This is a genomic window from Pseudomaricurvus sp. HS19, assembly GCF_009857815.1.
Classification (GTDB): Bacteria; Pseudomonadota; Gammaproteobacteria; order Pseudomonadales; family Cellvibrionaceae; genus Pseudomaricurvus.
The window spans coordinates 1,632,069-1,656,189 of sequence record NZ_WVVW01000001.1 but is presented as its reverse complement, the minus strand read 5'-3'; the positions used below and the strand labels follow the sequence as shown (position 1 = coordinate 1,656,189).

At 58.3% G+C, this 24,121-nt stretch carries 22 protein-coding genes; 20 read left to right on the top strand and 2 right to left on the bottom strand.

Annotation, left to right across the window (positions count from 1 at the left end; all coding sequences use genetic code 11):
- Positions 1-95 precede the first annotated feature (95 nt).
- The 15 genes from ccoN to rimI all read left to right on the top strand — a co-directional run bounded on the left by ccoN (position 96) and on the right by rimI (position 15,625).
- On the top strand, positions 96-1,538 hold the full coding sequence (ccoN, locus tag GSF27_RS07445; RefSeq protein WP_160967211.1) for a cytochrome-c oxidase, cbb3-type subunit I: 1,443 nt from the start codon (positions 96-98) through the stop codon (positions 1,536-1,538).
- Between the two features lie 12 nt (positions 1,539-1,550).
- Complete coding sequence (gene ccoO, locus GSF27_RS07440) at positions 1,551-2,162, top strand: cytochrome-c oxidase, cbb3-type subunit II (RefSeq protein ID WP_160967209.1); 612 nt, start codon at positions 1,551-1,553, stop codon at positions 2,160-2,162.
- 37 nt (positions 2,163-2,199) lie between these two features.
- The gene (locus GSF27_RS07435; RefSeq protein WP_160967207.1) at positions 2,200-2,397 is read left to right on the top strand and encodes a cbb3-type cytochrome c oxidase subunit 3; all 198 of its coding nucleotides are present in this window, start codon (positions 2,200-2,202) and stop codon (positions 2,395-2,397) included.
- Complete coding sequence (ccoP, locus tag GSF27_RS07430) at positions 2,394-3,308, top strand: cytochrome-c oxidase, cbb3-type subunit III (protein ID WP_160967205.1); 915 nt, start codon at positions 2,394-2,396, stop codon at positions 3,306-3,308. Before GSF27_RS07435 ends, ccoP begins: the two co-directional genes overlap by 4 nt.
- Before the next feature lie 329 nt (positions 3,309-3,637).
- Positions 3,638-5,074: a cytochrome c oxidase accessory protein CcoG gene (ccoG, locus tag GSF27_RS07425; RefSeq protein WP_160967203.1), complete on the top strand. Its 1,437-nt coding sequence runs from the start codon at positions 3,638-3,640 to the stop codon at positions 5,072-5,074.
- Between the two features lie 159 nt (positions 5,075-5,233).
- The gene (locus GSF27_RS07420) at positions 5,234-5,794 is read left to right on the top strand and encodes a FixH family protein (protein ID WP_160967201.1); all 561 of its coding nucleotides are present in this window, start codon (positions 5,234-5,236) and stop codon (positions 5,792-5,794) included.
- Positions 5,791-8,223: a heavy metal translocating P-type ATPase gene (locus GSF27_RS07415; protein ID WP_160967199.1), complete on the top strand. Its 2,433-nt coding sequence runs from the start codon at positions 5,791-5,793 to the stop codon at positions 8,221-8,223. Before GSF27_RS07420 ends, GSF27_RS07415 begins: the two co-directional genes overlap by 4 nt.
- 92 nt (positions 8,224-8,315) lie before the next feature.
- Complete coding sequence (gene ccoS / locus GSF27_RS07410; protein ID WP_160967197.1) at positions 8,316-8,555, top strand: cbb3-type cytochrome oxidase assembly protein CcoS; 240 nt, start codon at positions 8,316-8,318, stop codon at positions 8,553-8,555.
- Positions 8,556-8,588: 33 nt separating this feature from the next.
- Positions 8,589-9,473 carry a sulfite exporter TauE/SafE family protein gene (locus tag GSF27_RS07405; RefSeq protein WP_237457362.1) on the top strand — a complete coding sequence of 295 codons (885 nt, stop codon included), beginning with the start codon at positions 8,589-8,591 and terminating at the stop codon, positions 9,471-9,473.
- A 47-nt stretch (positions 9,474-9,520) separates the two neighbouring features.
- Positions 9,521-9,904 carry a lactoylglutathione lyase gene (gene gloA / locus GSF27_RS07400; protein WP_160967195.1) on the top strand — a complete coding sequence of 128 codons (384 nt, stop codon included), beginning with the start codon at positions 9,521-9,523 and terminating at the stop codon, positions 9,902-9,904.
- Positions 9,905-10,012: 108 nt separating this feature from the next.
- Complete coding sequence (locus tag GSF27_RS07395; RefSeq protein WP_160967193.1) at positions 10,013-10,507, top strand: cyclic nucleotide-binding domain-containing protein; 495 nt, start codon at positions 10,013-10,015, stop codon at positions 10,505-10,507.
- A gap of 169 nt (positions 10,508-10,676) precedes the next feature.
- The gene (locus tag GSF27_RS07390) at positions 10,677-12,242 is read left to right on the top strand and encodes a SulP family inorganic anion transporter (protein ID WP_160967191.1); all 1,566 of its coding nucleotides are present in this window, start codon (positions 10,677-10,679) and stop codon (positions 12,240-12,242) included.
- Positions 12,243-12,721: 479 nt separating this feature from the next.
- Positions 12,722-14,266: a 2-isopropylmalate synthase gene (locus tag GSF27_RS07385; protein WP_160967188.1), complete on the top strand. Its 1,545-nt coding sequence runs from the start codon at positions 12,722-12,724 to the stop codon at positions 14,264-14,266.
- Positions 14,267-14,320: 54 nt separating this feature from the next.
- Positions 14,321-15,118 carry a hypothetical protein gene (locus GSF27_RS07380; RefSeq protein ID WP_160967186.1) on the top strand — a complete coding sequence of 266 codons (798 nt, stop codon included), beginning with the start codon at positions 14,321-14,323 and terminating at the stop codon, positions 15,116-15,118.
- Positions 15,119-15,130: 12 nt separating this feature from the next.
- Positions 15,131-15,625: a ribosomal protein S18-alanine N-acetyltransferase gene (gene rimI, locus GSF27_RS07375; protein ID WP_202410289.1), complete on the top strand. Its 495-nt coding sequence runs from the start codon at positions 15,131-15,133 to the stop codon at positions 15,623-15,625.
- Between the two features lie 69 nt (positions 15,626-15,694).
- On the opposite strand, the gene GSF27_RS07370 is transcribed toward rimI, so the two are convergent.
- Positions 15,695-16,507 (bottom strand): type IV pili methyl-accepting chemotaxis transducer N-terminal domain-containing protein, encoded by an 813-nt coding sequence (locus GSF27_RS07370; RefSeq protein WP_237457361.1) that lies wholly within the window; start codon positions 16,505-16,507, stop codon positions 15,695-15,697.
- Positions 16,508-16,935: 428 nt separating this feature from the next.
- Between GSF27_RS07370 and GSF27_RS07365 the strand changes: the two genes are divergently transcribed.
- The 5 genes from GSF27_RS07365 (at position 16,936) to GSF27_RS07345 (ending at position 22,982) form a co-directional block, all read left to right on the top strand.
- Positions 16,936-17,760: a hypothetical protein gene (locus GSF27_RS07365; RefSeq protein ID WP_160967184.1), complete on the top strand. Its 825-nt coding sequence runs from the start codon at positions 16,936-16,938 to the stop codon at positions 17,758-17,760.
- A 741-nt stretch (positions 17,761-18,501) separates the two neighbouring features.
- Entirely contained in the window at positions 18,502-19,839 is a 1,338-nt protein-coding gene (locus GSF27_RS07360) for a CmpA/NrtA family ABC transporter substrate-binding protein (protein ID WP_237457450.1), read from the top strand.
- Positions 19,840-19,924: 85 nt separating this feature from the next.
- Positions 19,925-20,878 (top strand): ABC transporter permease, encoded by a 954-nt coding sequence (locus GSF27_RS07355; protein WP_160967589.1) that lies wholly within the window; start codon positions 19,925-19,927, stop codon positions 20,876-20,878.
- A gap of 18 nt (positions 20,879-20,896) precedes the next feature.
- Complete coding sequence (locus tag GSF27_RS07350; protein WP_160967180.1) at positions 20,897-21,736, top strand: ABC transporter ATP-binding protein; 840 nt, start codon at positions 20,897-20,899, stop codon at positions 21,734-21,736.
- A gap of 46 nt (positions 21,737-21,782) precedes the next feature.
- Positions 21,783-22,982, top strand: a complete 1,200-nt coding sequence (locus GSF27_RS07345) for an alginate export family protein (RefSeq protein WP_160967178.1) — start codon at positions 21,783-21,785, stop codon at positions 22,980-22,982.
- A 225-nt stretch (positions 22,983-23,207) separates the two neighbouring features.
- On the opposite strand, the gene GSF27_RS07340 is transcribed toward GSF27_RS07345, so the two are convergent.
- On the bottom strand, positions 23,208-24,101 hold the full coding sequence (locus GSF27_RS07340) for a hypothetical protein (RefSeq protein ID WP_160967175.1): 894 nt from the start codon (positions 24,099-24,101) through the stop codon (positions 23,208-23,210).
- Between the last annotated feature and the right edge of the window lie 20 nt (positions 24,102-24,121).

Here is a 24,121-nt window from a genome sequence, read left to right as displayed (position 1 = left end):
CAACGGCGGCCCTGATGGGCGATGGACAAAACAGCAAGAAGACGGATTTCGGAACTGAATTTCCATTACATTAAAAACCACTTAGGAACGTCACTATGAGTAGTAACCACGCAGTGGCTGGGGAACAGCCCGCATACGACTACAAGGTGGTACGCCAATTTGCCGTGATGACCGTTGTTTGGGGTGTGGTCGGCATGGCAGTCGGTGTACTGATTGCAGCACAGCTCGTATGGCCGGAATTGAATGACCTGTTCCAGCCTTACTCTCACTTTGGTCGCCTGCGACCGCTGCACACCAACGCAGTAATCTTCGCCTTCGGCGGCTGTGCACTGTTTGCTACTTCATACTACGTGGTGCAACGCACCTGCCAGACGCCGCTGTTCGGCGGTTTCCTGGTGCCATTCACCTTCTGGGGTTGGCAGCTGGTCATTGTGCTGGCGGCTATTACCCTGCCGCTGGGCTACACCTCTGCCAAAGAGTACGCCGAGCTTGAGTGGCCCATCGATATCCTCATTACCCTGGTGTGGGTCTCCTACGCGATCGTGTTCTTCGGCACCATCGTCAAGCGCAAGACCTCGCACATCTACGTGGCTAACTGGTTCTACGGTGCTTTCATCATCGTGATTGCGCTGCTGCATGTGGTGAACAGCATGTCTGTGCCGGTTACCATGACCAAGTCCTACTCCATGTACTCCGGTGCCATGGATGCGATGATCCAGTGGTGGTACGGCCACAACGCGGTAGGCTTCTTCCTGACTGCGGGCTTCCTCGGCATGATGTACTACTTCGTGCCCAAGCAGGCCGGTCGCCCGGTTTACTCCTACCAGCTCTCCATCGTTCACTTCTGGGCGCTGATCTCCCTCTACATCTGGGCCGGTGCTCACCACCTGCACTACTCCGCACTGCCTGACTGGGCCCAGAGCCTGGGTATGGTGATGTCCCTGATCCTGCTGGCGCCTTCCTGGGGCGGTATGATCAACGGCATCATGACCCTCTCCGGTGCCTGGCACAAACTGCGCACTGACCCGACCCTGCGCTTCCTGGTGGTATCACTCTCCTTCTACGGTATGTCCACCTTCGAAGGCCCGATGATGTCCATCAAGACTGTGAACGCCCTGTCACACAACACTGACTGGACCGTTGGTCACGTGCACTCCGGCGCCCTCGGCTGGGTTGCCATGATCTCCATCGGTTCCGTGTATCACCTGCTGCCAATCCTGTTTGGTCGCAAGGAGATGTGGAGCGTAAAGCTGATCAACACTCACTTCTGGCTGGCGACCATCGGTACCGTGCTGTACATCGCTTCCATGTGGGTTAACGGCATCATGCAGGGTCTGATGTGGCGCGCGTTCAACGCTGACGGCACCCTGACCTACAGCTTCGCCGAAGCGGTTGAAGCCAGCTACCCGGGTTACTTTGTACGTGTACTGGGTGGAGTCTTCTTCCTCACCGGTATGCTGCTGATGGCCTACAACACCTACCGCACCACGGCGCCTTCCAAAGAGGAAGAGGCCAACGCGCAGGCGCAGGCAGCGTAAGGAGAAGCGACTGTGAAAAATCATGACATAGTAGAAAAGAATATTGGCCTGCTGATGATCCTGGCTGTGGTTGCCATCAGCTTCGGCGGCCTGGTAGAGATCGTGCCGCAGTTCTTCCTCAAGGAGACCACCCAGCCGGTTGAGGGCCTCAAGCCCTGGAACGCCGTTGAGCTGGAAGGCCGCGACATTTACATCCGCGAGGGCTGCCACGTCTGTCACACCCAGATGGTGCGTCCGCTGCGTGCTGAAGTAGAGCGCTACGGCCACTATTCTGTGGCTGGCGAGTCTGTTTACGATCACCCGTTCCTGTGGGGCTCCAAGCGTACCGGTCCGGATCTGGCCCGTGTTGGCGGTCGTTACTCCGATGCCTGGCACAAGGCGCACCTCTACAACCCGCGCAACGTTGTACCCGAGTCCAACATGCCAGCGTTCCCGTGGCTGTTCGACAACATTCTTGACGGTAAAGACACCGGCAAGAAAATGGCTGCCCTGCGTTCCGTTGGCGTGCCTTACACCGATGAGGATATCGCCGGTGCGCAAGCCGCTGTTAAGGGTGTAACCGAAATGGATGCCCTGGTGGCCTATCTGCAGCAGCTGGGTATCCTGCTGAAGCAGAAGCGCTGATCGGTTGAGCCTGGTTTAGAGAAAAGCGAGCGACATCATGGATATCAACACGTTAAAAGGTTTGTCGACGGTACTGGTGATGATCACCTTCCTGGGGATCTGCTGGTGGGCCTTTTCGCCCAGCCGCCGCAAGGGTTTTAACGACGCGGCCAACCTGCCGTTTGCCGATGATGTCGATCCTCAACAGCATAAGCTTCATCCCAACTCTGATGAAGATAAGGCGGATAAATTATGAGTACTTTCTGGAGTCTTTGGATTACAGGCCTGACCCTGATCAACCTGGCGTTGCTCTTCTGGGTGCTGATGGCCAACCGCAAGGTCGCCGTTAACGATGACGCCGATCCTGAAAACAAAACCACTGGTCACGTCTACGACGGCATCGAGGAATACGATAACCCGCTGCCCAAGTGGTGGTTCCAGATGTTTTTGCTGACCTTTATTTTCGGTTTCATCTACCTGGCGCTCTACCCGGGCCTGGGTACCTGGAAAGGCCTGCTGGGCTGGACCTCCCATAACCAGCTGGAGCGTGAGCAGCAGAAGGCGCAGGAACAGTATGGTGAAATCTTCGCCGGCTTTGCGGCCATGCCCATTGAAGAGGTGGCGCAGGATCCCCGCGCGCTGAAGATGGGTGTACGCCTGTTCGCCAACAACTGCGCTGTGTGTCACGGTGCGGATGCCAGCGGCAGCTATGGCTTTCCGAACCTGACTGATGCCGATTGGCTCTACGGCGGCAGCGCCGAGCAGATCAAGCAATCTATCACCTTTGGTCGCAATGGCTTCATGCCTCCTCAGGGGCCGGTAATTGGTGAGGAAGGTGTTGTGGCTGCCGCGGAATACGTTCTGCAGATTTCTGGCAATGATCACGACCAGGTTCTGGCGGAGAAGGGCCAGCAGATCTTTGCCCAGACCTGTGCTGCCTGCCATGGTGCAGATGGTAAAGGCAGCCATCTGGTGGGTGCGCCCAATCTGACCGACAGCACTTGGCTCTACTCCAAGGGTGATCCAGCTGAGCTGCGTTCGGAAATACGTCACTCGGTGCGTGAGGGTCGTACCAACCAGATGCCAGCGCAGCAGGAAAAACTGCGTGAAGACAAGATTCACCTGCTGGCAGCTTACGTCTACGGCCTGTCCCAGGACGCCGAGTAATCCCGGCGGTTCGCTAAAGATCAACAACAAAGCCCCGTTTTCGGGGCTTTGTTGTTTTTACAGTGCGTATACTGTGATTATGGGTCGCTTTGACCCAGACAGCCTCTTAGGCTAATTCAAAAAACCGACTTAGGGATGTCGGGCGGGCGGGGTAGAGTGTGTGCCGCTTGCGCTTGGTCAAGTCGCGTATATTAGAATTTGTTTATAATCAAAACTGACAATGACAGAACCAGTATCGTCAGCCCGGGGCGGGATATCCTGTTTCGCTGTGGGTGCGGATGCAGCTGGCACCAACCCTGATTCCAAAGCCTGCAGACAGGAGCTGTATCATGGGAGAAAAAATTCCCGTCACTGAAGATAACGGCGGAGACAACGTCCGCTACCGCATGCTTTATGATTCCGCCGGCCGGGTTTACACCCGCAAGGTGTCCGGTTTTTTCCAGCGTGTCCGTCGCTACACCGGTTTGCCATTGCTGCTCGGCTTCGTGCTGATGCCCTGGTTTATGATCGATGGCCGCCCGGCCATGTTGTTCGATCTGCCGGAGCGCAAATTTCACATCCTGTGGATGACCTTCTGGCCCCAGGACGGCATGTTGCTGGCCTGGCTGCTGATTATTGCGGCGTTTACCCTGTTTACGGTGACGGTGCTGGTGGGGCGGGTATGGTGCGGCTTCACCTGTCCGCAGACGGTGTGGACGCTGATGTTTATCTGGGCGGAGCACTTCTGTGAGGGTGACCGCAACAAGATGATCAAGCTCGACAAGCAGGGCTGGAATACGGAGAAAATCCTGCGCAAGGGCAGCAAGCACTTTCTCTGGTTGCTGATCGCCTTTGTTACCGGTATCACCTTCGTCGGCTACTTCACGCCGGTGCGGGAGCTATTGCTCGGCTTTATTCCGTCGGTGGGCAGTAGTGGCTTCGTCACCTTTGATGTGCACCCGGCGGCGGCTTTCTGGACGTTGTTCTTCACCGGCATGACCTACATGAACGCCGGCTGGTTGCGGGAGCAGGTGTGCAAGTACATGTGTCCCTACGCCCGTTTCCAGTCGGTGATGTACGACACCGATACCCTGGCGGTGCACTACGATCGCGAGCGCGGCGAGGCCCGTGGTCCGCGCAAGGCCCACGAAGACTACAAGGCGGCCGGTAAGGGAGACTGTATTGACTGCTCCTGGTGTGTACAGGTGTGCCCTGTGGACATCGATATCCGCGAGGGTTTGCAGTACGAATGCATCAACTGTGGCCTTTGTGTCGATGCCTGTAACCAGGTGATGGACAAGATGGGTTACGAGCGCGGCCTGATTCGCTTTACCTCCGAGGACCAGCTGGCCAATGGCGCCACCCACTTCCTGCGTCCGCGGCTGTTTGGCTACAGCTTTGCGGTGCTGGCCATGATCCTGGCGTTTATCTACGTGGTAGGCACCCGCCAGCCGCTGTCGGTGGATGTAATCCGGGATCGCGGTGCCAACATGTACCGCATCACCAACGGCAACGTGCAGAACGTCTACACGGTCAAGATCAACAACATGGATGAGCGGCCACACACCTATGACATCTCCGTCAGTGGTGATGGTGACTTCACCCTGCGTGGCTATCGCGCCCTGCAGATCGAGGCTGGTGAGGTGTTCACCCTGCCGGTGCGGGTCTCCGTACCGCGGGAGCAGCTGACCTCCTCCAAGAGCACCATTCGCTTCACTGTGGTCTCTTCAGAGGACGCCGGTATCACGGCTGAAGAGGAAACCACCTTTATTGGTCCCTCCCGCTAGGGGAGGGTTGGGCACTGAGCAAACAAGTGTTAACGGGCGCTCCGGCGCCCGCATTGGTGCTAGAATGGGCGCCCTGACGGGTGCCGTCCCCCTGGCTGTCATCAGCCTGCATTCTCCGTCGGAAAGTCAGTTTCCCCAACAGTAAATACGTGTGCCGCTATGAATCATTCTGAAAAAAACCTCCATCAGGATCGCGACGATGGCCCCTGGTACAAACAGTTCTGGGCCTGGTTTGTGCTGATGCCACTGCTGGTGGTGATGGTGGCCTGGATTCCCTTTATGACCATCGCCGTCAAGGACGCCGATGATGTGGTAGTGGATAACTACTACAAAGAGGGGCGCATGATTAACATGCGTGTGGATGAGGATCGTGCGGCGGCCGCACTGGGACTGAGCGGTGAGCTGTTCTTTGACCATCAGGTGGGCGACGTGGTGCTGACCCTCAGCACCACCGACAGCAGTTATGTCTGGCCGCAGCAGTTACAGCTCTACCTGGATCACCCCATGGAAGCCGATAACGATCGCGTCATCATCCTCACCCAGGTGGTGGATGGGCGTTATCAGGGCGAGCTGCAGAGCAGCCTGCAGAACCACTGGTACCTGCGGCTGATGCCTGCCGGGGCAGAGCAGGGCGAGCAGCCTGCGGATGGTGCCTGGCGCATCGTCACCGAAGTCAATTTCTCGGAAGGTAATCGCCTGATCTTTGGAACCGGTGAGTGAGTAACACAGCCTGTGCCTGCTACCACTGCGGGTTGGCGGTGCCACCCGACAGTGACTACACCCTGAGTCTTGAGGGTCAGCCGCAACGCTTTTGTTGTCCCGGCTGCCTGGCAGTGGCCAGTGCCATTATCGACGGTGGCCTGGGCAGCTTCTACCAGTTTCGCAGTGCCCGCAGCAGTCGCCCGGGCGATCACCATATCGATTTCTCCATTTATGACCTGGACGATGTGCAGCAGGAGTTTGTCGATCAGTTGGCGGATGGCGAGCGCCAGGCCAACCTGCTGTTGACCGGCATCACCTGTGCCGCCTGTGTGTGGCTGATTGAGAAGCACCTCGCGCAGCTGCCGGGAGTGGTGGCGGTGCGGGTCAATGCCACCACCCACCGCTGCCTGTTACGCTGGCGGCCCGCCGAGGGGCAGTTGAGTGAGCTGATGCGCTCGCTCTCCGATATTGGCTACGAGCCGTTGCCCGCCACTGAATCCCAGCGCCAGCAGCTGCGCGAGAAAGAGGATCGCAGTGCCCTGATGCGACTGGCGGTAGCCGGTTTCGGCATGATGCAGGTGGGCATGGTGGCTGTGGGCCTGTACGCCGGCGCTGACGCCGATTGGCAGGGCTACCTGCGCTGGATCAGCCTCATTATCGCCACCCCGGTGGTGTTCTACAGTGCGCGGCCATTTTTCAGTGCCGCCCTGCGCGCCTTGCGCACCCGTCATCTCACCATGGATGTACCGGTCTCCATTGCCATTGCCGGTGCCTTCACCGCCAGTTGCTGGGCCACGGTGTTCGGGGGCGGGGAGGTCTATTTCGATTCCGTCTCCATGTTCACCTTCTTCCTGCTGCTGGGGCGCTATCTGGAGATGCGCGCCCGCCACCGCAACGGCATTGACTCCGACCGGCTGGCGCAGCTGCTGCCGGTAACCGCGGAGGTCTGGCGGGACGAGAAGTGGCAGGCGGTGCCGCTGAAACAGGTGGCGGTGGGTGACCGGGTGTTGGTGGCCAGTGGTGCCATCATTCCCTGCGACGGTACGGTGCTGTCCGGCACCAGTGGTGTGGTGGAAACCCTGCTCACCGGTGAGCCGGATGCGGTTATCAAAGGTGTTGGTGACACGGTTATCGCTGGCTCCACCAATACCGAAAGTTCGCTGCAGGTGGAGGTCTCTGCCGTCGGCCGCAGTACCCGTCTTTCAGCCATTGAGCGTCTCGTGGAGCAGGCACGGCAGAACAAGCCGCGCATGGCGGCCATCGCCGATACGCTGGCGGGTTACTTTGTGGCGGCGGTCCTGCTGGTGTCACTGGTGGTAGGGGCGGTCTGGTGGCAGATCGACTCCTCCCATGCCGTGTGGGTGGTGTTGTCGGTGCTGGTGGTAACCTGTCCCTGTGCCCTGTCGCTGGCATCGCCTACGGCCTTGACCACGGCCATCTCCTGGTTGCGGCAGCAGGGGCTGCTGGTTACCGGCGAGCATGTGCTGGAAGGCTTGCCGAAGGTGGATCGCGTTATTTTCGACAAGACCGGAACCCTCACCATTGGTGAGCCGCAGGTGGCGCAGGTGCTGCAGCCTGGCGGTGAGCCCATGGACGACGCCCGGCGCGCCCATCTGCTGGCAGTGTGTGCGGCACTGGAGACCGGCTCCCGTCACCCTATTGCCAGGGCGTTTGCGCCCTATGCCAGCCCCATGCAGGCAGAGGATGTTCGCCAGTTTACCGCCCGGGGTGTGGAAGGGCGGGTCGGCGAGTGCGCCTACCGGCTGGGTAAGCCGGCCTTTGCCGGGCAGCATAACTTGCCGCCACAGGCGCAGGGGCAGTGGTTGGCCCTGAGTTGTGATGAGCAGTTGTGTGCCTGGATCTGCCTCCAGGACCAGCTGCGTCCCTCTGCAGCTCCGGCGGTACAGGCGCTGCTGGCGCGGGGCATCCGGGTTGAGTTACTCAGTGGTGACGATGCCCGTGAAGTGGCACGGGTAGCCGGGCAGCTGGGTATCATCCAGTGGCAGGCGGATCAGTCACCGGACCGGAAACTGGCCATCACCGAACAGTATCAGCAGCAGGGCGAGCGGGTACTGATGGTGGGGGATGGCATCAATGATGTGCCGGTGCTCAGTGGTGCGTTTATTTCTGTGGCCATGGGCGGCGCTACCGACCTGGCCCAGACCCGCGCCGACAGTGTGCTGCTGGGCTGCGACCTGTCGTTGATCCCGGCGGCCATGCGCTGCGCGGTAATGACCCGGCGGGTGATCAGGCAAAACCTGGGGTGGGCGCTGCTGTACAACCTGATTGCGCTGCCGGCGGCTGCCATGGGGCTGATCCCGCCCTGGGCCGCGGCCATCGGCATGTCCGCCAGCTCCCTGATTGTGGTCACCAATGCCCTGCGCATCAATCGCATGAGGCTTCCCGTTGCTGATGCCCCCGTTGCTGATGCCCCCGCTGCGGCATAATGCCGCAGCGGGCCGGCTGGAACTTAACCCCCGTTAGAGCGACAATAGCCAGCCAATGCGGCCACGCCTGTCACCGAAACCGAGAGATCGTTGTGGAAAGTCTGTATCTGCTGATCCCCATAGCACTGGTATTTGTAGTCCTCGCCATTCGCGCCCTGTTCTGGGCGGTTAACAGTGGTCAATACGACGATCTCAATACCGAGGGCCAGCGCATTCTCTTTGAAGAAGAGAAGGTGGCGCCGAAGCGCCCGGACAGTCCTGTCGGCAGCGACACCGATGGCACTTCATCCCCGGCCACCGGTAACCCCACAGGCAAGTCGTCCTCTGATTGATTTCCCCGTACCCCGTCTCTTCCTGGATCCCCCATGTTTGAATCCGTAATGTCCCCCGAACTCTGGGCCGCGCTGCTGTCGGCTTTTGCCATGGGCCTGCTGGGAGGCGGTCACTGCGTTGGCATGTGCGGTGGTATTACCGCCGCCCTCAGTTTTGCGGTGCCGGCGGAGAAACGTGTACGCCGTTGGTCTATCCTGCTTTCTTACAATATCGGGCGCATCGCCAGTTATGGGATCATCGGTGGACTGTTTGGCTATCTGGGGCAACAGCTGATTTCAGGGCAGGGGCTCAGCATAATGCGTCTGCTGGCAGGTCTGCTGCTGATTGCCATGGGCCTGTATGTGGCCGACTGGTGGCGCGGGCTGACCCGGCTGGAGAAGCTGGGCAGTTACGCCTGGCGCTGGCTGCAGCCCCTGGGCAAGCGGCTTATGCCGGTCAGCTCTCCATCGCGGGCGCTGCTGCTGGGTGGTATCTGGGGCTGGTTGCCCTGCGGGCTGGTTTACTCGGCGCTGGCCTATGCCATGGCGCAGGCCCAGGGAGCGGCGGCAGCCGGCGTGATGCTGGCCTTTGGCCTGGGCACCCTGCCGGCGGTGCTGGCGGGAGGGTTGTTTGCCGAGCGCCTGAAACAGCTGCTGCAATCCCGCGGGCTGCGGGGACTCATGGGGGGGCTGATCATCCTCTTTGGTGCCTGGACTGTGTGGTTGACACTGCAGCACGCCAATCACGGTCAGCACACCGATCACAGCAGCCACAGCCAGCAAGGCAACCAGGCCGGCAGTCACGAGCATCACACGCCGGCGGCGGCCGAAGGGCAGGGTGTTGCTGAGCCGGACAGCGACGATATCGGCGATGTTGTGCCGGCGGAGGAGTCTGCCGGCGATAGCATGGATATGCACGAACACCACCATATGCATTGAGTCTGCCCTGCACTCTGTGGCGGCGGCTATACCAGAGGAGAATGATTATGCGTCTGTTGCACACCATGTTGCGAGTGGGTGACCTGGAAGCCTCACTGGCGTTTTACACCGAAGTGATGGGGATGCAGTTGCTGCGTCGTAATGACTTCCCGGATGGTCGCTTTACGCTGGCGTTTGTTGGTTACGGCGGTGAGGCGGACAACACTGTGCTGGAGCTGACCCACAACTGGGACACCGCGAGCTATGATCTTGGCGGTGGCTACGGCCACATTGCCATCGAAGTGGACGATGTCTACGCCGCCTGTGACAAAATTCGCGCCGCCGGTGGCAAGGTGGTGAGAGAGCCGGGCCCGATGATGCACGGCTCTACCATACTGGCGTTTGTTGAAGACCCGGATGGTTACAGAGTGGAATTATTGGGCGCAAAATAAGCAAAGCCCCATTTTTTGAGCTAAATTTTCTAACAGGGTAAATCGCTAGGCCGCAAGGCAGCGGCGCGGAGATGACAGATGGCGGAGCAGGTACCCAGGGAACCTCTGATGAGTATGGACAGTGTGCTGCCAATCCTGGACAGAATCGCGATCCTCGGCGGCTTGACCGAGGCCCAGTTGGGGCAGGTGTTCCAGCGCTTGCGCCCCATCAGTTTCGATGCCAATCAAGTGGTCTTCGAAGAGGGGGAGGCCGCCAGCTACATCTATATCGTGCTGGAAGGCGCAGTAAAGCTGGTGTTCGATGTCTATGGGGAGGCACACCTGAAAGCGGTGCTCACGCCGGGCAACTGTTTTGGCGAGACCTCCCTGATCGGTATCCAGCCTCACTCGGTGACCGCCATCACCCGTGAACCTACCGAATTGCTGGTGCTGTCCGGCGATGCCCTCAATGAATTGCTGCAGGAGGACAAGGAGCTGTTCTCCATGCTGGTGCTGAACATCGCGCGGGAAAGTTGCCGGCGCCTGTTCAAAACCAATGAGCAGCTGCGCACCTGTCTCAGTCACTGCCCCTCGTCGGTGGCAGACGGCATTCTCGCCTACTGATTCCCCGTTATAACCCCTGCCACAGGGTGGGCGCGGGCTTGCCCCGGGGCAGTGCATTGCTGCTAAATTCCCAGGATTTGTTGATGTTTTGAGCAGCAAATTTGGAGGGTGTGCCCCCATCTGCTAGTATCCGCCCCCTTTGTTAAGCCCGTTTTTCCCTGGAATTCCGATGTTCAAACTGATCACCTCCAATCAATACAACATCAAAAATGATGTTCTCTCCGGTATCACAGTGGCACTGGCACTGGTTCCCGAGGCTGTAGCCTTCGCGTTCGTGGCCGGGGTGGAGCCAATGGTAGGTCTCTATGCCGCGTTTATGATGGGACTGCTGACCAGTGTCTTCGGTGGTCGTCCGGGCATGATCTCCGGTGCTACCGGTGCCACGGCGGTGGTGATGGTGGCGCTGGTGGCGCAGCATGGTGTTCAGTATCTGTTTGCTACCGTGGTGTTGGCGGGTTTGCTGCAGATTACCGCGGGGGTTTTCAAGCTGGGTAAGTTTATCCGCATGGTGCCGCACCCGGTAATGCTGGGCTTTGTGAATGGCCTGGCGATTGTGATCTTCCTGGCGCAGCTGGGGCAGTTCAAGATCGAAGTGGCGGACGGCGAGCTGGCGTGGATGCAGGGTGAAATGCTCTACACCATGGGCGGACTGATCTTTGCCACCATGCTGATCATGCACTTCCTGCCCAAAATCACCAACGCGGTTCCCGCAGGCCTGGTGGCCATTGTCGCCATTACCCTGGCGGTGGTGGCCTCCGATATGGAAGCGCGCACGGTGATCGATTATGTGCGTGACATGCTGCCGGCGGAGCAGGCGGCCTCTGCGACCCTGAAAGGCGAGTTGCCATCCTTCGCTGTGCCGCAGGTGCCATTCACCCTCGACACCCTGCTGATTATCCTGCCCTACGCCAGCATCATTGCGGCAGTGGGCCTGATCGAATCCCTGCTGACCCTGACCGTAATTGACGAGCTCACCGAAACCCGCGGTCGCGGTAACCGCGAATGTATCGGCCAGGGTATCGCCAATACCACCAACGGATTCTTTGGCGGTATGGGCGGTTGCGCCATGATTGGCCAGTCGATGATCAACATTAACTCCGGCGGCCGCGGTCGTCTGTCCGGCATCACGGCCGCCCTGGTGCTGCTGGGCTTTATCCTGTTTGGTGCCGAGTACATTGAAATGATCCCGCTGGGGGTGCTGGTGGGCATCATGTTTATGGTGGTGCTGGGTACCTTTGAGTGGTCCTCGTTCCGCATCATGCGCAAGGTGCCGTTTGCCGACGCGCTTGTCATTGTGCTGGTCTCGGCGGTAACCGTGGCCTTCGACCTGGCCATTGCCGTGCTGGTGGGTGTGATTGTCTCGGCACTGGTATTTGCCTGGAAACATGCCCAGCATATTCAGGCGGATACCAGTATTGATGAGCGTGGCTACAAGGTGTACGACCTGCGCGGTCCGGTGTTCTTTGGTTCCGTCGCCAACTTCAAGGAGCTGTTTGATCCCGCCGGTGATCCGGAGCACGTAGTAATCGAGTTCAAACGCTCCCGCATCAGCGATGCCTCCGGCATCGAAGCGGTGGATGGCCTGGCGGAGAAGTACAAGGCGCTGGGCAAGACCCTGCACCTGCGTCACCTGAGCCCGGAGTGTCGCCAGCTGCTGAAACGCGCCGGGGATCTCTGCGAGGTGAATGTGGTGGAAGATCCCAACTATCGCGTGGTCTCCAACGAGCTGGGCTGAGGCGCAGCTGTTGCCGGAGAGGGCTGATTCCCGGAGGTCCGGACCCCGGGAATCAGCGAGTTTGCCGCTTTCAGTGTGCGGGCCAGGCTGTTCCGGCGCAGATAAAATCGTCTGATTTCCCTATTGGTTAGGATGGTTGTTTCTTTAAAGGCGTTTATTTGCCTTTAATTTGTTATTTTATCCTACTATATCTTTTTAATTAGGATGAGTATTGATTGCGGTGGGGCGGCTGGCTATAGTGAACCCCACTGATCCTGTGGATAAACCAATTTCCGGATAACCACCATGAGCGCCTTCTGCCAACATTCCCAGCTTTTGAGCCGTCCTTCCGGGCTGGCCGTGAGCCTGTTGTGCGCGCTGCTACGACTGCCTCGGGCAGTGTAGATATCTCCCGGCCCGCCTGCGGCCACCCCGACCGAATACCGAATACCCTATTTAAATTTGCCGGCAGCGACAGCGCTGCTGCCTGAGAGGCCATTATGAGCAAGGACAGATTGATTATTTTTGATACCACCTTACGCGACGGTGAGCAGAGCCCCGGTGCGTCCATGACTCGCGACGAGAAGGTGCGTATCGCCAGAATGCTGGAAAAAATGCGCGTCGACGTGATCGAGGCCGGCTTCGCCATCGCCAGTCCCGGTGATTTCGAGGCAGTGAAAGCGGTAGCCGAGTCCGTCAAGGATTCCACGGTTGCCAGTCTCGCCCGCGCTGTGCGTCCCGATATCGAGCGTGCCGGTGAAGCGTTGCGCAACGCCAACTCCGGCCGTATTCACACCTTTATTGCTACCTCCCCCATCCACATGAAGTACAAGTTGCAGATGGAGCCGGAGAAAGTGCTGGAGCAGGCCGTGGCGGCGGTCAAGATGGCTCGTAATCTCTGTGACGATGTGGAGTTCTCCCTGGAGGACGGCAGTCGCAGTGAGCCCGAGTTTATGTACCGTATTATTGAAGCGGTCATTAATGCCGGTGCCCGTACCATTAACATTCCTGACACGGTCGGCTATGGCACTCCGGAAGAGTACGGCGGTATGTTCCGTCGCGTTATCGAGAGTGTGCCGAACTCCGATAAGGCCATCTTCTCTACCCACTGTCACAACGATCTCGGCCTGGCGGTAGCCAACTCGCTGGCGGCGGTGATGAACGGTGTGCGCCAGGTGGAATGTACCATTAACGGTTTGGGTGAGCGGGCCGGTAATGCGTCGCTGGAAGAGCTCGTGATGGCAGTCAATACCCGTCACGACTTCTATCCTGTGACCACCGGCATTGATCCTGTGCATATCGTGCCGACGTCGCGCCTGGTCTCCACTGTCACCGGCTTCCCGGTGCAGCCCAACAAGGCCATCGTCGGTGCCAACGCCTTCGCCCACGAATCCGGTATTCACCAGGACGGCGTGCTCAAGCACCGCGAGACCTACGAGATCATGAAAGCCGAAGACGTGGGCTGGAATGCCAACAAGCTGGTGTTGGGCAAGCACTCCGGTCGCGCTGCTGTACGCGCCCGCTTCGAGGAGTTGGGAATCACTTTCGAGACGCCTGAAGCGTTGAACGAAGCTTTTGCCCGCTTCAAGGATCTGGCGGACAAGAAGCACGAGATTTTTGATGAGGACCTGCAGACCCTGGTCTCCGACGTGGAGCAGGAGCATCGCGAAGAGATCTACACCTTTAAGGGCCTCGAAGTCTCCTGCAAAACCGGCCAGAAGCCCAGGGCGACCCTGAGCTTTACCCGTCGCGGCGAAGCAGTAGTGGCTGAGTCAGAAGGCAGTGGCCCGGTGGATGCGGCGTTCAAGGCGATTGAGTCGGTGGTGGACAGCGGTACCGAGCTGGCGCTCTATTCGGTGAATGCCATTACTGCAGGTACCGAGGCCCAGGGTGATGTCACCGTACGTCTCTCCCGCAACGGTTCGATCGTTAACGGCGTGGGGGCGGACACGGACATTATCGCGGCGTCGGCCAAGGCCTATCTGGATGCCCTCAATCTGTTAGAATCCGGTAGCAGAGCCCATCCACAGCGGGATGGTGTGTAATCCAATCTCCTGACCCCGGGTGTCTCCGGGGTCTTCTTTTGACAGCGGCGGCCAATGAACGAATTGCAGCGCATGCAGTACCTGGAAGCCATGGGCATCGACAGTTATATGCCCAGGCGCCAGTTGTTACTGGGGCCGGCAATGCGTCAGTGTCAGCCGGTGCTGCCAGCGCAGCCGGCAGCAGTCAGTGGTGGTGATATTACGCCTGTGGCACCCGTACCCGGGAGCCAGGGTGAAGTCGCAGCAGCGGCCGGCAAAACCGGCGCAGGTGCTGTATCGGTGGCTGATATCCTCGGCCAGCCTGCGACCATCGTCACCCCGAAACCGGCACCCGTGGAGGAGGCGCTCAAGCCTGCGCCTGAAGCTGTCGTGGTGCCGCGTTTCGCCCTCAGCCTGTGGCGGGTAACCGAACAGCTGCTGGTGGTGGACAGCCGTCACGCCGAACTGGCGCTACCCACTGAAGCCCTGTTGCTCAACATGCTCAATGCGCTGGGATTGCAGTTGCGTGGCCTGCCGCGTGCCGAGATCCTGCGTTGGCCCATGGTGGAAAACCACTTCACCCGTCAGGGGGAGGCGGAGGCCCGCGAAGCCCTGCGTGCCATGCTGGAAGCCATGCACGAGGAGCAGCCTGTCACCCAGCTGCTGCTGATGGGCCCCGAAGCCTGTCACTACCTGGCCGATTCCCCGGGCTCCAGCGCTGAGCAAACCCTGGAGACCATGCAAGGTAAGGCCGTTGCCGCCGCGGGGCTGGGGCCCTGTGCCGTGGTATTGCCGTCGTTGACGCAGATGCTGCAGGCTCCCGCCCTGAAGGCGGTGGCGTGGCAGGCGCTGCAGCCGTTCCGCCTGCGTTGATGCGAACTTGCTGTGTCCAGCTGGTTTAGCGCCCCGCAAGCCGTCGAGGATCGCCAGGGTCGGTCGCTAACCCTTTCTGTAGTTGGTCCGGCCGAGGTGGAAGCCCTCTATCCCCTGGAGTTGGCGGCTCACTCCCATCCCATGCCGAAATCCACCTTGCTGGGTAACCTGCAGCGCTACCGTTGTGCCGGTCTGCGTGACGGCGAGCGTTGGCTCGCCTTTGCGCTGGTGTCGGTGGTGGTGGGTGAAGCAGAGTTGCTGGATATTGTGGTGGATCCGGCGGCGCAGGGGCAGGGCGTGGGGCGTCTGTTGCTGGAAGCGGTGCTTGACCAGCTGCAGGGGCAGGCCGAACGCATGTTCCTGGAGGTACGGGAATCCAACGACAGCGCCATAGGTCTTTACAGTGCCCTGGGTTTTGTCGAAGTAGGGGTGCGACACGGCTACTACCCGGCGGCCAAGGGGCGTGAAGATGCGATACTGATGGCGCTGGAGCTGGATTGGCGCTGAAGCCTGGTGAGGGTGGGGCGCGAGAGGGATTGCGACACCGGGTCTGCCGGCGTCGCAGGTTGCGCGAGGTTAGTCGATCAGCAATTCGGCGTAGAGCCCGGTAACGATATTCATGCTGCGCAGCATGGCGTCGGTGGTACCGGTTACCACGTGGATAAGGCGGGCCCCGGAGAGGCTCATGGCCCCTTCGAAACCGCGCATGGCGTAATTGAATTGCCCTTTTACCTTGACCAGCTGGGTGTCGATCTCGGTGGTGTTAACGCCGCTTTCGCTCAGATAGGAGAGGACGTTTTCGTACTCGGCCAGGTCTTCAAACAGCAGCTCCTGCACATCGCGGTTGCCCACGTGCCAGTGCGCGGCAAGAAAGTTCTTGGCGATGCGCTGTGACAACATGCGCTGGCGGCCGGATATATTGATGATCTCTGCTTTCTGGGTGCCGGATACCTTCTCCAGTTGCATTACATAGTTGTGGGCCTTGGCGAGGATGTCATTGCTCTCCGCCAGTAACAGCTCACCGTTGGCTTTGGTGATGGGGCCGGTGGCCAGGGCGCGGTAACTTTTCCAGGCGGATTCCACGTCGGCAATCTCCCGGGACAGGCTCTGTGCCGGGGCATAGCTTTTCAGGTCCTGCAGGTTATTTTCAAACTCATTGACCGAGCGCTGCAGCTGGGTAGCGCCGCGCTCGGACTCAGGATTCAACCCAATAAGGAAGTAGGACTGGGCGATGCGCTGCGACAACATCCGTTGTCGGCCGGCGATGTTGATGGCTTCACCCATGGTGGTAATGGCAGCGTGGGCACCGGTGCTGTAACCGAACACAGTTGCCATGGTAAGGCACAGCATGGTTGCCTGAATGGTGGAGCGATAGATCGCGTGCAGCATAAATGACTTCTCCTTAGGTACATCTGTTAAGGCCGTCTGCCTTGTCAGGTTTAACTTCCAATGAGTGATCCTCTGTGGTGCAAAAATGGTCGCTTCCAGAGGGCTTCCGGACTCAGAGCAATTTGCTTGCCAATAATGACTTGCGCGCAGCGTGCATTTACGGTGCAAAGGCGCCTGAAGTTGGTGCTACTGTGTGCGGAAGGGTGCTTGAGATAGCAAACGGGGTGCTGGCGTTCTGAAAAGCAGGCATATTAAGGGTGGTTCTGCGGGCTTGTGCTGGCGCTTCAGCGGACAGTGCCGCATGGTATGATCTTTGGGTGATGGACTGCTTGCGCCGGAGTGGGCGTGGTGGTGGTTCGGGGGCTTTGGTTGCTGTGTGCAGCCGTCGTCGGTTGTTGGCACGTTGATGGCGCAGGGAGACTGTCCGTATGCCTGATGTTAATAGCGCATTGATGCTCGCGTTGGCATTTGTTGTGGTGCTGTTGGCGGTAACCGCGGGACTGCTGGTTGAGCGGCGCCGGACGCGCCTGCAGCGCCAGGCCAGGGGATTGCAGTGGCTGGCGAGCCTTAGGGTGTTGCTCAGCCATATCCAGAAGCATCGTGGTTTGACCACCGGTCTGTTGAGTGGCAGCGAGCCTGGGATGGTTGCCGAAATTGAGGGGCTGCAAAACAGCGTCAGCCGGGACCTGGCAGCAATAGCTGCGGTGGATCTCAGTATCGAGGAGAACTCCCGTTGGCAGGGAATTACCCAGCACTGGGCACGATTGGCTGGCAACTACCGTCACGCCGAGCCGGAGAATAACCTCACCCAGCACAATCACCTTATAAAGAACATTCTCTACCTGATTGATGACCTGGCGCAGGAGTGCGAGCTGCTCTACCTGAAGAACGCCGCCAATAAGCCTTTGCATCTCTATTGGCGTGAGTTGTTGGCGGCGGCGGAATTTATCGGTCAGGCCCGTGCCATCGGTACCGGTGTGGCTGCGGCGGGCAGCTGCGATAATGTGGCGCGCATCCGCCTCGGTTTTCTCTGCGAAAAAATCCAGACCAACACGCGACGGCTCTGGTCCGAGATCGGTTGCGACAAGGAGCAGCTGGGCAGGATCAATCGTCTGATCACCTGTGTTAATGAGCACCTGATGGTGACAGAACCGGATATCTCTCCCACCGACTTTTTCGAGGTGGCCACTGATGCGCTCGACAGCCTGCTGGAGCAGTTTGATCGCCTGATTAAAGAGCAGCTTTGGCAGTAGTATTTTCTTCGCTTCTCGCGGTTGCATTTTTCGGAGCGACTCCCTTCGTCGGCAGTTGAGCTTCCGCTGTCCGTTTCACGGTGCTTTTATCTACAGGCAGGGTTTCGCTTCCTGGCCAGCTCGCCTCTTTGCAGCTTTATTCACTCTGTTTCCACTCTTCTTTCCTGTTCTCTGCACTTCTGTCTCAAGGCCTGAAATTCGGCGTCTCTGCGTTTTGCCCTATTTCGGGGCTTTGGATTTTGCGCCCACAAGAGCCATTTTCTACTTACTTCCGGTCGGCGCACGGGCTGATTAAAAAAACATCGGCAACAAGCGGTTCTGGCTAATTTGGCATTTTATTGGTGCGCCATGCACTGACTTGGCCATGGTTTTTTTCGTCATTAAATTTGGTCAGGCCAAAATTTCAGAGAAAAGTGGATTCAGTTGGTGCAAGTGTGCACCTGTAATGAGCATTTACGGCCGAAACGGCACGGAAAACTCGATTATTTGCCTTCTGTTAAGTCTTGGCACACTCGCTGCATTGTTCAGAGCCAACTGCTGCGACGCGTACTCTGAAAGCGCTAACCAAAGACGGCAGAGATAACAGGAGAGGAACAGGCGAGGATGCATTCACTTGGGGTGATTGGGTTCTACTGGTCTTTTCCTCGGGGAAGAAAGTCCTGTCCACGCGACAGAGAAATAACTGGAAACCATAACGAGGAAACACCTATGAAATGGCTGAGACCTTTCAAGCACGCCCTGATGGCAACCGTCGTCGGTGCTGGCCTTGGCACCGCTGCCGCCCACGCAGAACTGGGCTACCCGGAAAAAGAAGAACTGAAATTCGGCTTTATCAAGCTCACAGATATGGCACCCATTGCGGTGGCCTATGAGCAGGGCTATTTCGAAGACGAAGGTCTCTACGTCACCATTGAAGCGCAGGCAAACTGGAAAGTGCTGCTGGACGGCGTTATCGACGGTCGTCTGGACGGCGCGCACATGCTGGCAGGCCAGCCCATTGCCGCCACCATGGGCTTCGGCACCAAGGCTCACATCATCACGCCTTTCTCCATGGACCTTAACGGTAACGGCATTACAGTTTCCAACGAGATCTGGGACCAGATGAAGCCCAACATTCCCAAAATGGATGATGGCCGCCCGGTGCACCCGATCAAGGCCGACGCCCTGAAGCCGGTTGTTGAGAAGTACAAGGCAGAGGGCAAGCCTTTCAATATGGGTATGGTTTTCCCTGTATCCACCCATAACTACGAACTGCGTTACTGGCTCGCTGCCGGTGGCATTCATCCCGGCTACTACGCCCCGCACAAGGGTGACACCTCCGGTCAGATTGATGCCGATGCACTGCTCTCTGTGACTCCGCCACCACAAATGCCTGCCACGCTCGAAGCCGGCACCATCTACGGTTACTGTGTGGGTGAGCCCTGGAACCAGCAGGCAGTATTCAAGGGTATCGGTGTACCGGTTGTGACTGACTACGAGATCTGGAAAAACAACCCGGAAAAAGTATTCGGTATTACCGCCGAGTTTGCCGAGAAATACCCCAACACCACCATTCGCCTGACTCGTGCGCTGATTCGTGCCGCCAAGTGGCTGGATGAAAATAACAACGCCAACCGTCCGGCGGCTGTGAAGATTCTCTCCCAGCCCAACTACGTGGGTGCGGATTACGATGTAATCGCCAACTCCATGACCGGCACCTTCGAGTATGAGAAGGGTGACAAGCGCGCCGTGCCGGACTTCAACGTGTTCTTCCGTTACTTCGCCACCTATCCCTACTACTCCGATGCCATCTGGTACCTGACACAAATGCGTCGCTGGGGCCAGATTCCGGAAGACAAGTCAGACCAGTGGTACAAGGATCTTGCTGCCCAGGTTTACCGTCCGGATCTCTATATGGCTGCTGCTCAGTCCCTTGTGGCGGATGGCCTGGCAAAAGCGTCTGACTTCCCGGCTGCCGATGAAGATGGTTTCCGTGAGCCGCAGACACACTTTATCGACGACATCGTCTACGACGGCACCAAACCAAACGATTACATCAACAAGTTTTCGATTGGCCTGAAGGCCGGCGACAAGCTTTAACCGCCGACTCTAATCCAGAAGTAAAGACAGGTATCAGATCATGACAACCACGACTTCGTTCATCGGAAAGATCAGTGACACCGGGATGCTTTCCGCTAATGTCAAAAAGATAATCAGTGACTTCACCCGCTGGGTCGTTGTGCCCGCGATAGGGGTTCTGGTTTTCATGTTGCTGTGGTCTGCTGCCGCACAAAATATCGATACTTCACTGGGCAAGTTTCCCGGGCCGGCAGCGGTCTGGGAGCAGTTCGGAACGCTCTATGACGAGCATGTAACGGAGCGGCAGAAAGCAGCCGACTTTTATGAGCGTCAGGAGCAACGCAACGCGGAGCGGGTGGCGAAGGATCCTGGCTACGAGCCAAAAATCCGAGCTTACACCGGCAAGGAAACATTTCTTGACCAGATCGTTACCAGCTTGATTACGGTGATGAGTGGCTTCCTGCTGGCCGTTGCCATTGCAGTACCTTTGGGAATCGCCGTGGGACTCAGCAAAACGCTGAATGCGGCGGTGAATCCCATTGTGCAGATTTTTAAACCGGTCTCCCCTTTGGCTTGGCTGCCGTTGGTGACCATGGTGGTAAGTGCTCTGTACGTATCACCCGATCCAATGGTCGCCAAGTCATTTTTAAATTCCATGATCACCGTAACCCTGTGCTGCTTGTGGCCCATGGTGATCAATACCTCTGTCGGCGTGGCATCTATCGACAGTGACCTGGTGAACGTCAGTAAAGTGCTGCGTTTGCCCGCCCTGACTCATGTGCGCAAGATTGTGTTGCCGGCATCCATTCCCATGATCTTCACCGGTATGCGCCTGTCGCTGGGTGTTGCGTGGATGGTGCTGATTGCGGCTGAAATGCTGGCGCAGAATCCAGGCCTTGGAAAATTCGTGTGGGATGAGTTCCAGAACGGCAGTTCGGATTCATTGGCACGCATTATGGCGGCTGTGTTGGTGATCGGATTTATCGGTTTCCTGCTCGACCGTGGCATGTTGCAAATCCAGCGATTTGTCTCCTGGGACAAATCCAGCGCTGACCGTTGATCAAAGGAGGTAAACCCCATGAATCCATTTCTTGATATCAGCCATATCGACATGGTGTTCCCGACCCCGAAGGGAGAGTTTACGGCCCTCAAGGATGTCGACCTGAAAATTCAGAAAGGCGAGTTTGTCTCCCTCATCGGTCACTCCGGTTGCGGTAAGTCCACCGTGCTGAACGTAGTGGCTGGCCTCTACCAGGCATCCACCGGCGGTGTGGTGCTGAACGGTAAGGAGGTTAACGAACCTGGCCCCGAGCGCGCAGTGGTGTTTCAGAACCACTCGCTGCTGCCCTGGCTGACTGCCTATGAGAATGTCGAGCTGGCGGTAAACCAGGTATTTGGCAAGAGCAAATCCAAAGCTGAAAAAAAGGCGTGGATTGAACACAACCTGGAGCTTGTGCATATGGATCACGCCATGCACAAGCGTCCGGACGAAATTTCCGGTGGTATGAAACAGCGTGTGGGCATTGCCCGGGCGCTGGCCATGCAGCCAGAAGTACTGTTGATGGACGAACCGTTTGGTGCCCTGGATGCACTGACGCGAGCCCATATGCAGGATTCCTTAATGGAAATTCAGGCGGAGCTGAACAACACCGTCATCATGATTACCCACGATGTGGACGAGGCGGTACTGCTCTCTGATCGCATTGTCATGATGACCAATGGTCCAGCTGCAACTGTTGGGGAGATTCTTGAGGTCAATCTGGAGCGTCCGCGGGATCGGCTGACGCTGGCGGAAGATCCGGAATACACGCACCTGCGTTCTGAAGTGCTCAAGTTTCTCTACGAGAAACAGAGAAAGGTTGAGCCCATCAGTCGCAAGGCGAAGAACAAAGACAAAAAAAATACTGAGGCTGCCTGAGGCAGCCCGCCAACCAACAATCCCAGCAATCCTTTAGGAGAAGACCATGAAACATTTTAACTACAGCGCGCTGACCGTTGCTGTTGCCCTGGCTTGTGGATCCATGCAGGCGATGGCGGCAGACTCGATTACCGAAGCGCTGACCGGGGGTAAGGCGTACGGTGATTTCCGCCTGCGTTACGAATCAGTAGAACAGGACAATGCACTGGAAGATGCCGAGGCCCTGACGCTGCGCTCTCGCCTGGGTTATGTGACTGATACCATCGCCGGCTTCTCTGCGACCCTGGAATTCGAAGACAGCCGGGTTGTGGCTGGCATGGATGAGTATGAAGCCTATCCAACAGCGCCAGTGAAAGAGTACTCGGTGATTGCTGACCCTGAAACTACCGAAGTTGACCAGGCTTTCCTGCAGTACAAGGCCGGCATGTTCACCACCAAGCTGGGTCGTCAGGTACTGACTTTTGACAACCAGCGTTTCATTGGTCATGTGGGTTGGCGCCAGGACCGTCAGACCTTCGATGCTGCGACCTTCACCGTGGCGCCGACTGACAGCCTGAGCATCACTTACTCCTACCTGGACCAGCGCAATCGTATCCTGGCGGAAGATGGCGATATCAATTCCGAGGATCACCTGCTGAATGCGTCGTTCAAAACTTCGCTGGGTACCCTGAGCGGCTACTCCTACCTGCTGGAAACCTATGACACCGGTGCCGAGCTGGATACCTATGGCGTGCGTTTCGCGGGTGGCACCAGCGGTGACGGCGTCAACTTTGTCTATGAGCTGGAGTACGCGACCCAGGAAACCGGTGGTGGAGCCACTGACTTCGATGCGGACTACTACACCGTTGTGGGTGGAGTGGTGATCAGTGGTATCACCGCCAAGCTGGGTTATGAGGTGCTGGGTTCCGACGACGGTGACTACGGCTTCTCCACTCCACTGGCTACCGGCCACGCCTTTAACGGCTGGGCGGATATCTTCCTGGGTACCCCGAAAGAGGGTCTGGAAGATCTGTACGTCTCTGTGGGCGGCAAGATCGGCCCCGGTGCCCTGACTGTGATTTACCACGAGTTTACGGCTAATGAGGCTTCCGCCACCGTTGACGATCTTGGCTCTGAAGTGGATGTGGTTTACGGCATGAAGTTCGGCAAGAACTACAACGCCGGCATCAAGTACGCGGCTTACTCTGCAGACGATTATGCGGTTGATACCGACAAAATCTGGCTGTGGGTTGGCGCCAGCTTCTAAGCTGACTGCTCCGCCGTTGAAACAGAAAAGCCCCCGTTTCCGGGGGCTTTTTTTTGTTGTATCGCGGCCGGGTTTAAATTCTTCCACCCATCGTCACTCCCGCGCAGGCGGGAGTCCAGGGTGCGGGAGCCAGATTCCCGCCTGCGCGGGAATGACGGTCATTGGCGGGAATGACCGTCATTGGCGGGAGCGAGGGTCATTGCAGGAGCGCTGCGGCGCACAGGGTTACAGGCTGGTGGGGCGTGAAAAGCCGGTGATCTGTCGCTGCTCATCCAGCTCCAGCAGAAATTGTACCTTGCCTGGAAGTTGCTGCAGGTTGTGTTCGGTAATGCGCTGGTAGTGCTGGATAAAGCGGGCGATCTCTGCGTCCGACATGATGCCACTGGCGTTGCCGCCCACTTTTTCCCGCAGCTTGTCTTCCTGCTCCTTGCGCCAGCGATAGACGCAATCAAAGGAGGGCGCCTTCAGCATCACCTGCAGGTCAAACAGTTGCCACAGGGCAGTGTAATCGTTCTGCAGGCAGGCATTGACGTATTGGCGCCAGTGGCCGTCCGCGTCTTCATCGGCTTCCAGGGTGTTTACCGGCTGTACCAACTCATCTTCGCTCTGGGGCAGTGCGCCGACGCACCAGCCTTCCAGGATTACCACATCCAGTGGCGCTTGCTGGTTATCCCAGACGCTGGCTGGCGCACGATCATCCACCGCTTTATCGAAACGCGGCACCGCGACGGTGGCTGAGCCTTGGGTGAGCTGGTGGATGGTGTCGCGGGCCAGCCCGGTATCGTGGGTGCCGGGTACGCCACGGGTGGCGAGCAAGGGGTGCACGTCGCGGGCGAGGGTCTGGCGTTCCGCCTTGGTGAGGTAGAAGTCGTCAATGGAAATCGCCACGCTGCGGCACTGGTGAGTCTCCTGCAGCAACATCACCAGCGCATCGGAGAGGGTTGTCTTGCCGGATCCCTGGCTGCCATTGACCCCAACGATCAGCGGGCGCCCCAGTTGGTGCTGGCGGGCGCTGATAGCGGCGGCGATGGGTGCAACATACTGGTGGATGATGCCGGCGTAGCTCTCCGGCAGGCGGTGGTGTTGCAGGAAGCGGTCAAGACTTGCGGTCTCCGGCATGAGATCTCCTGATGCAGAAG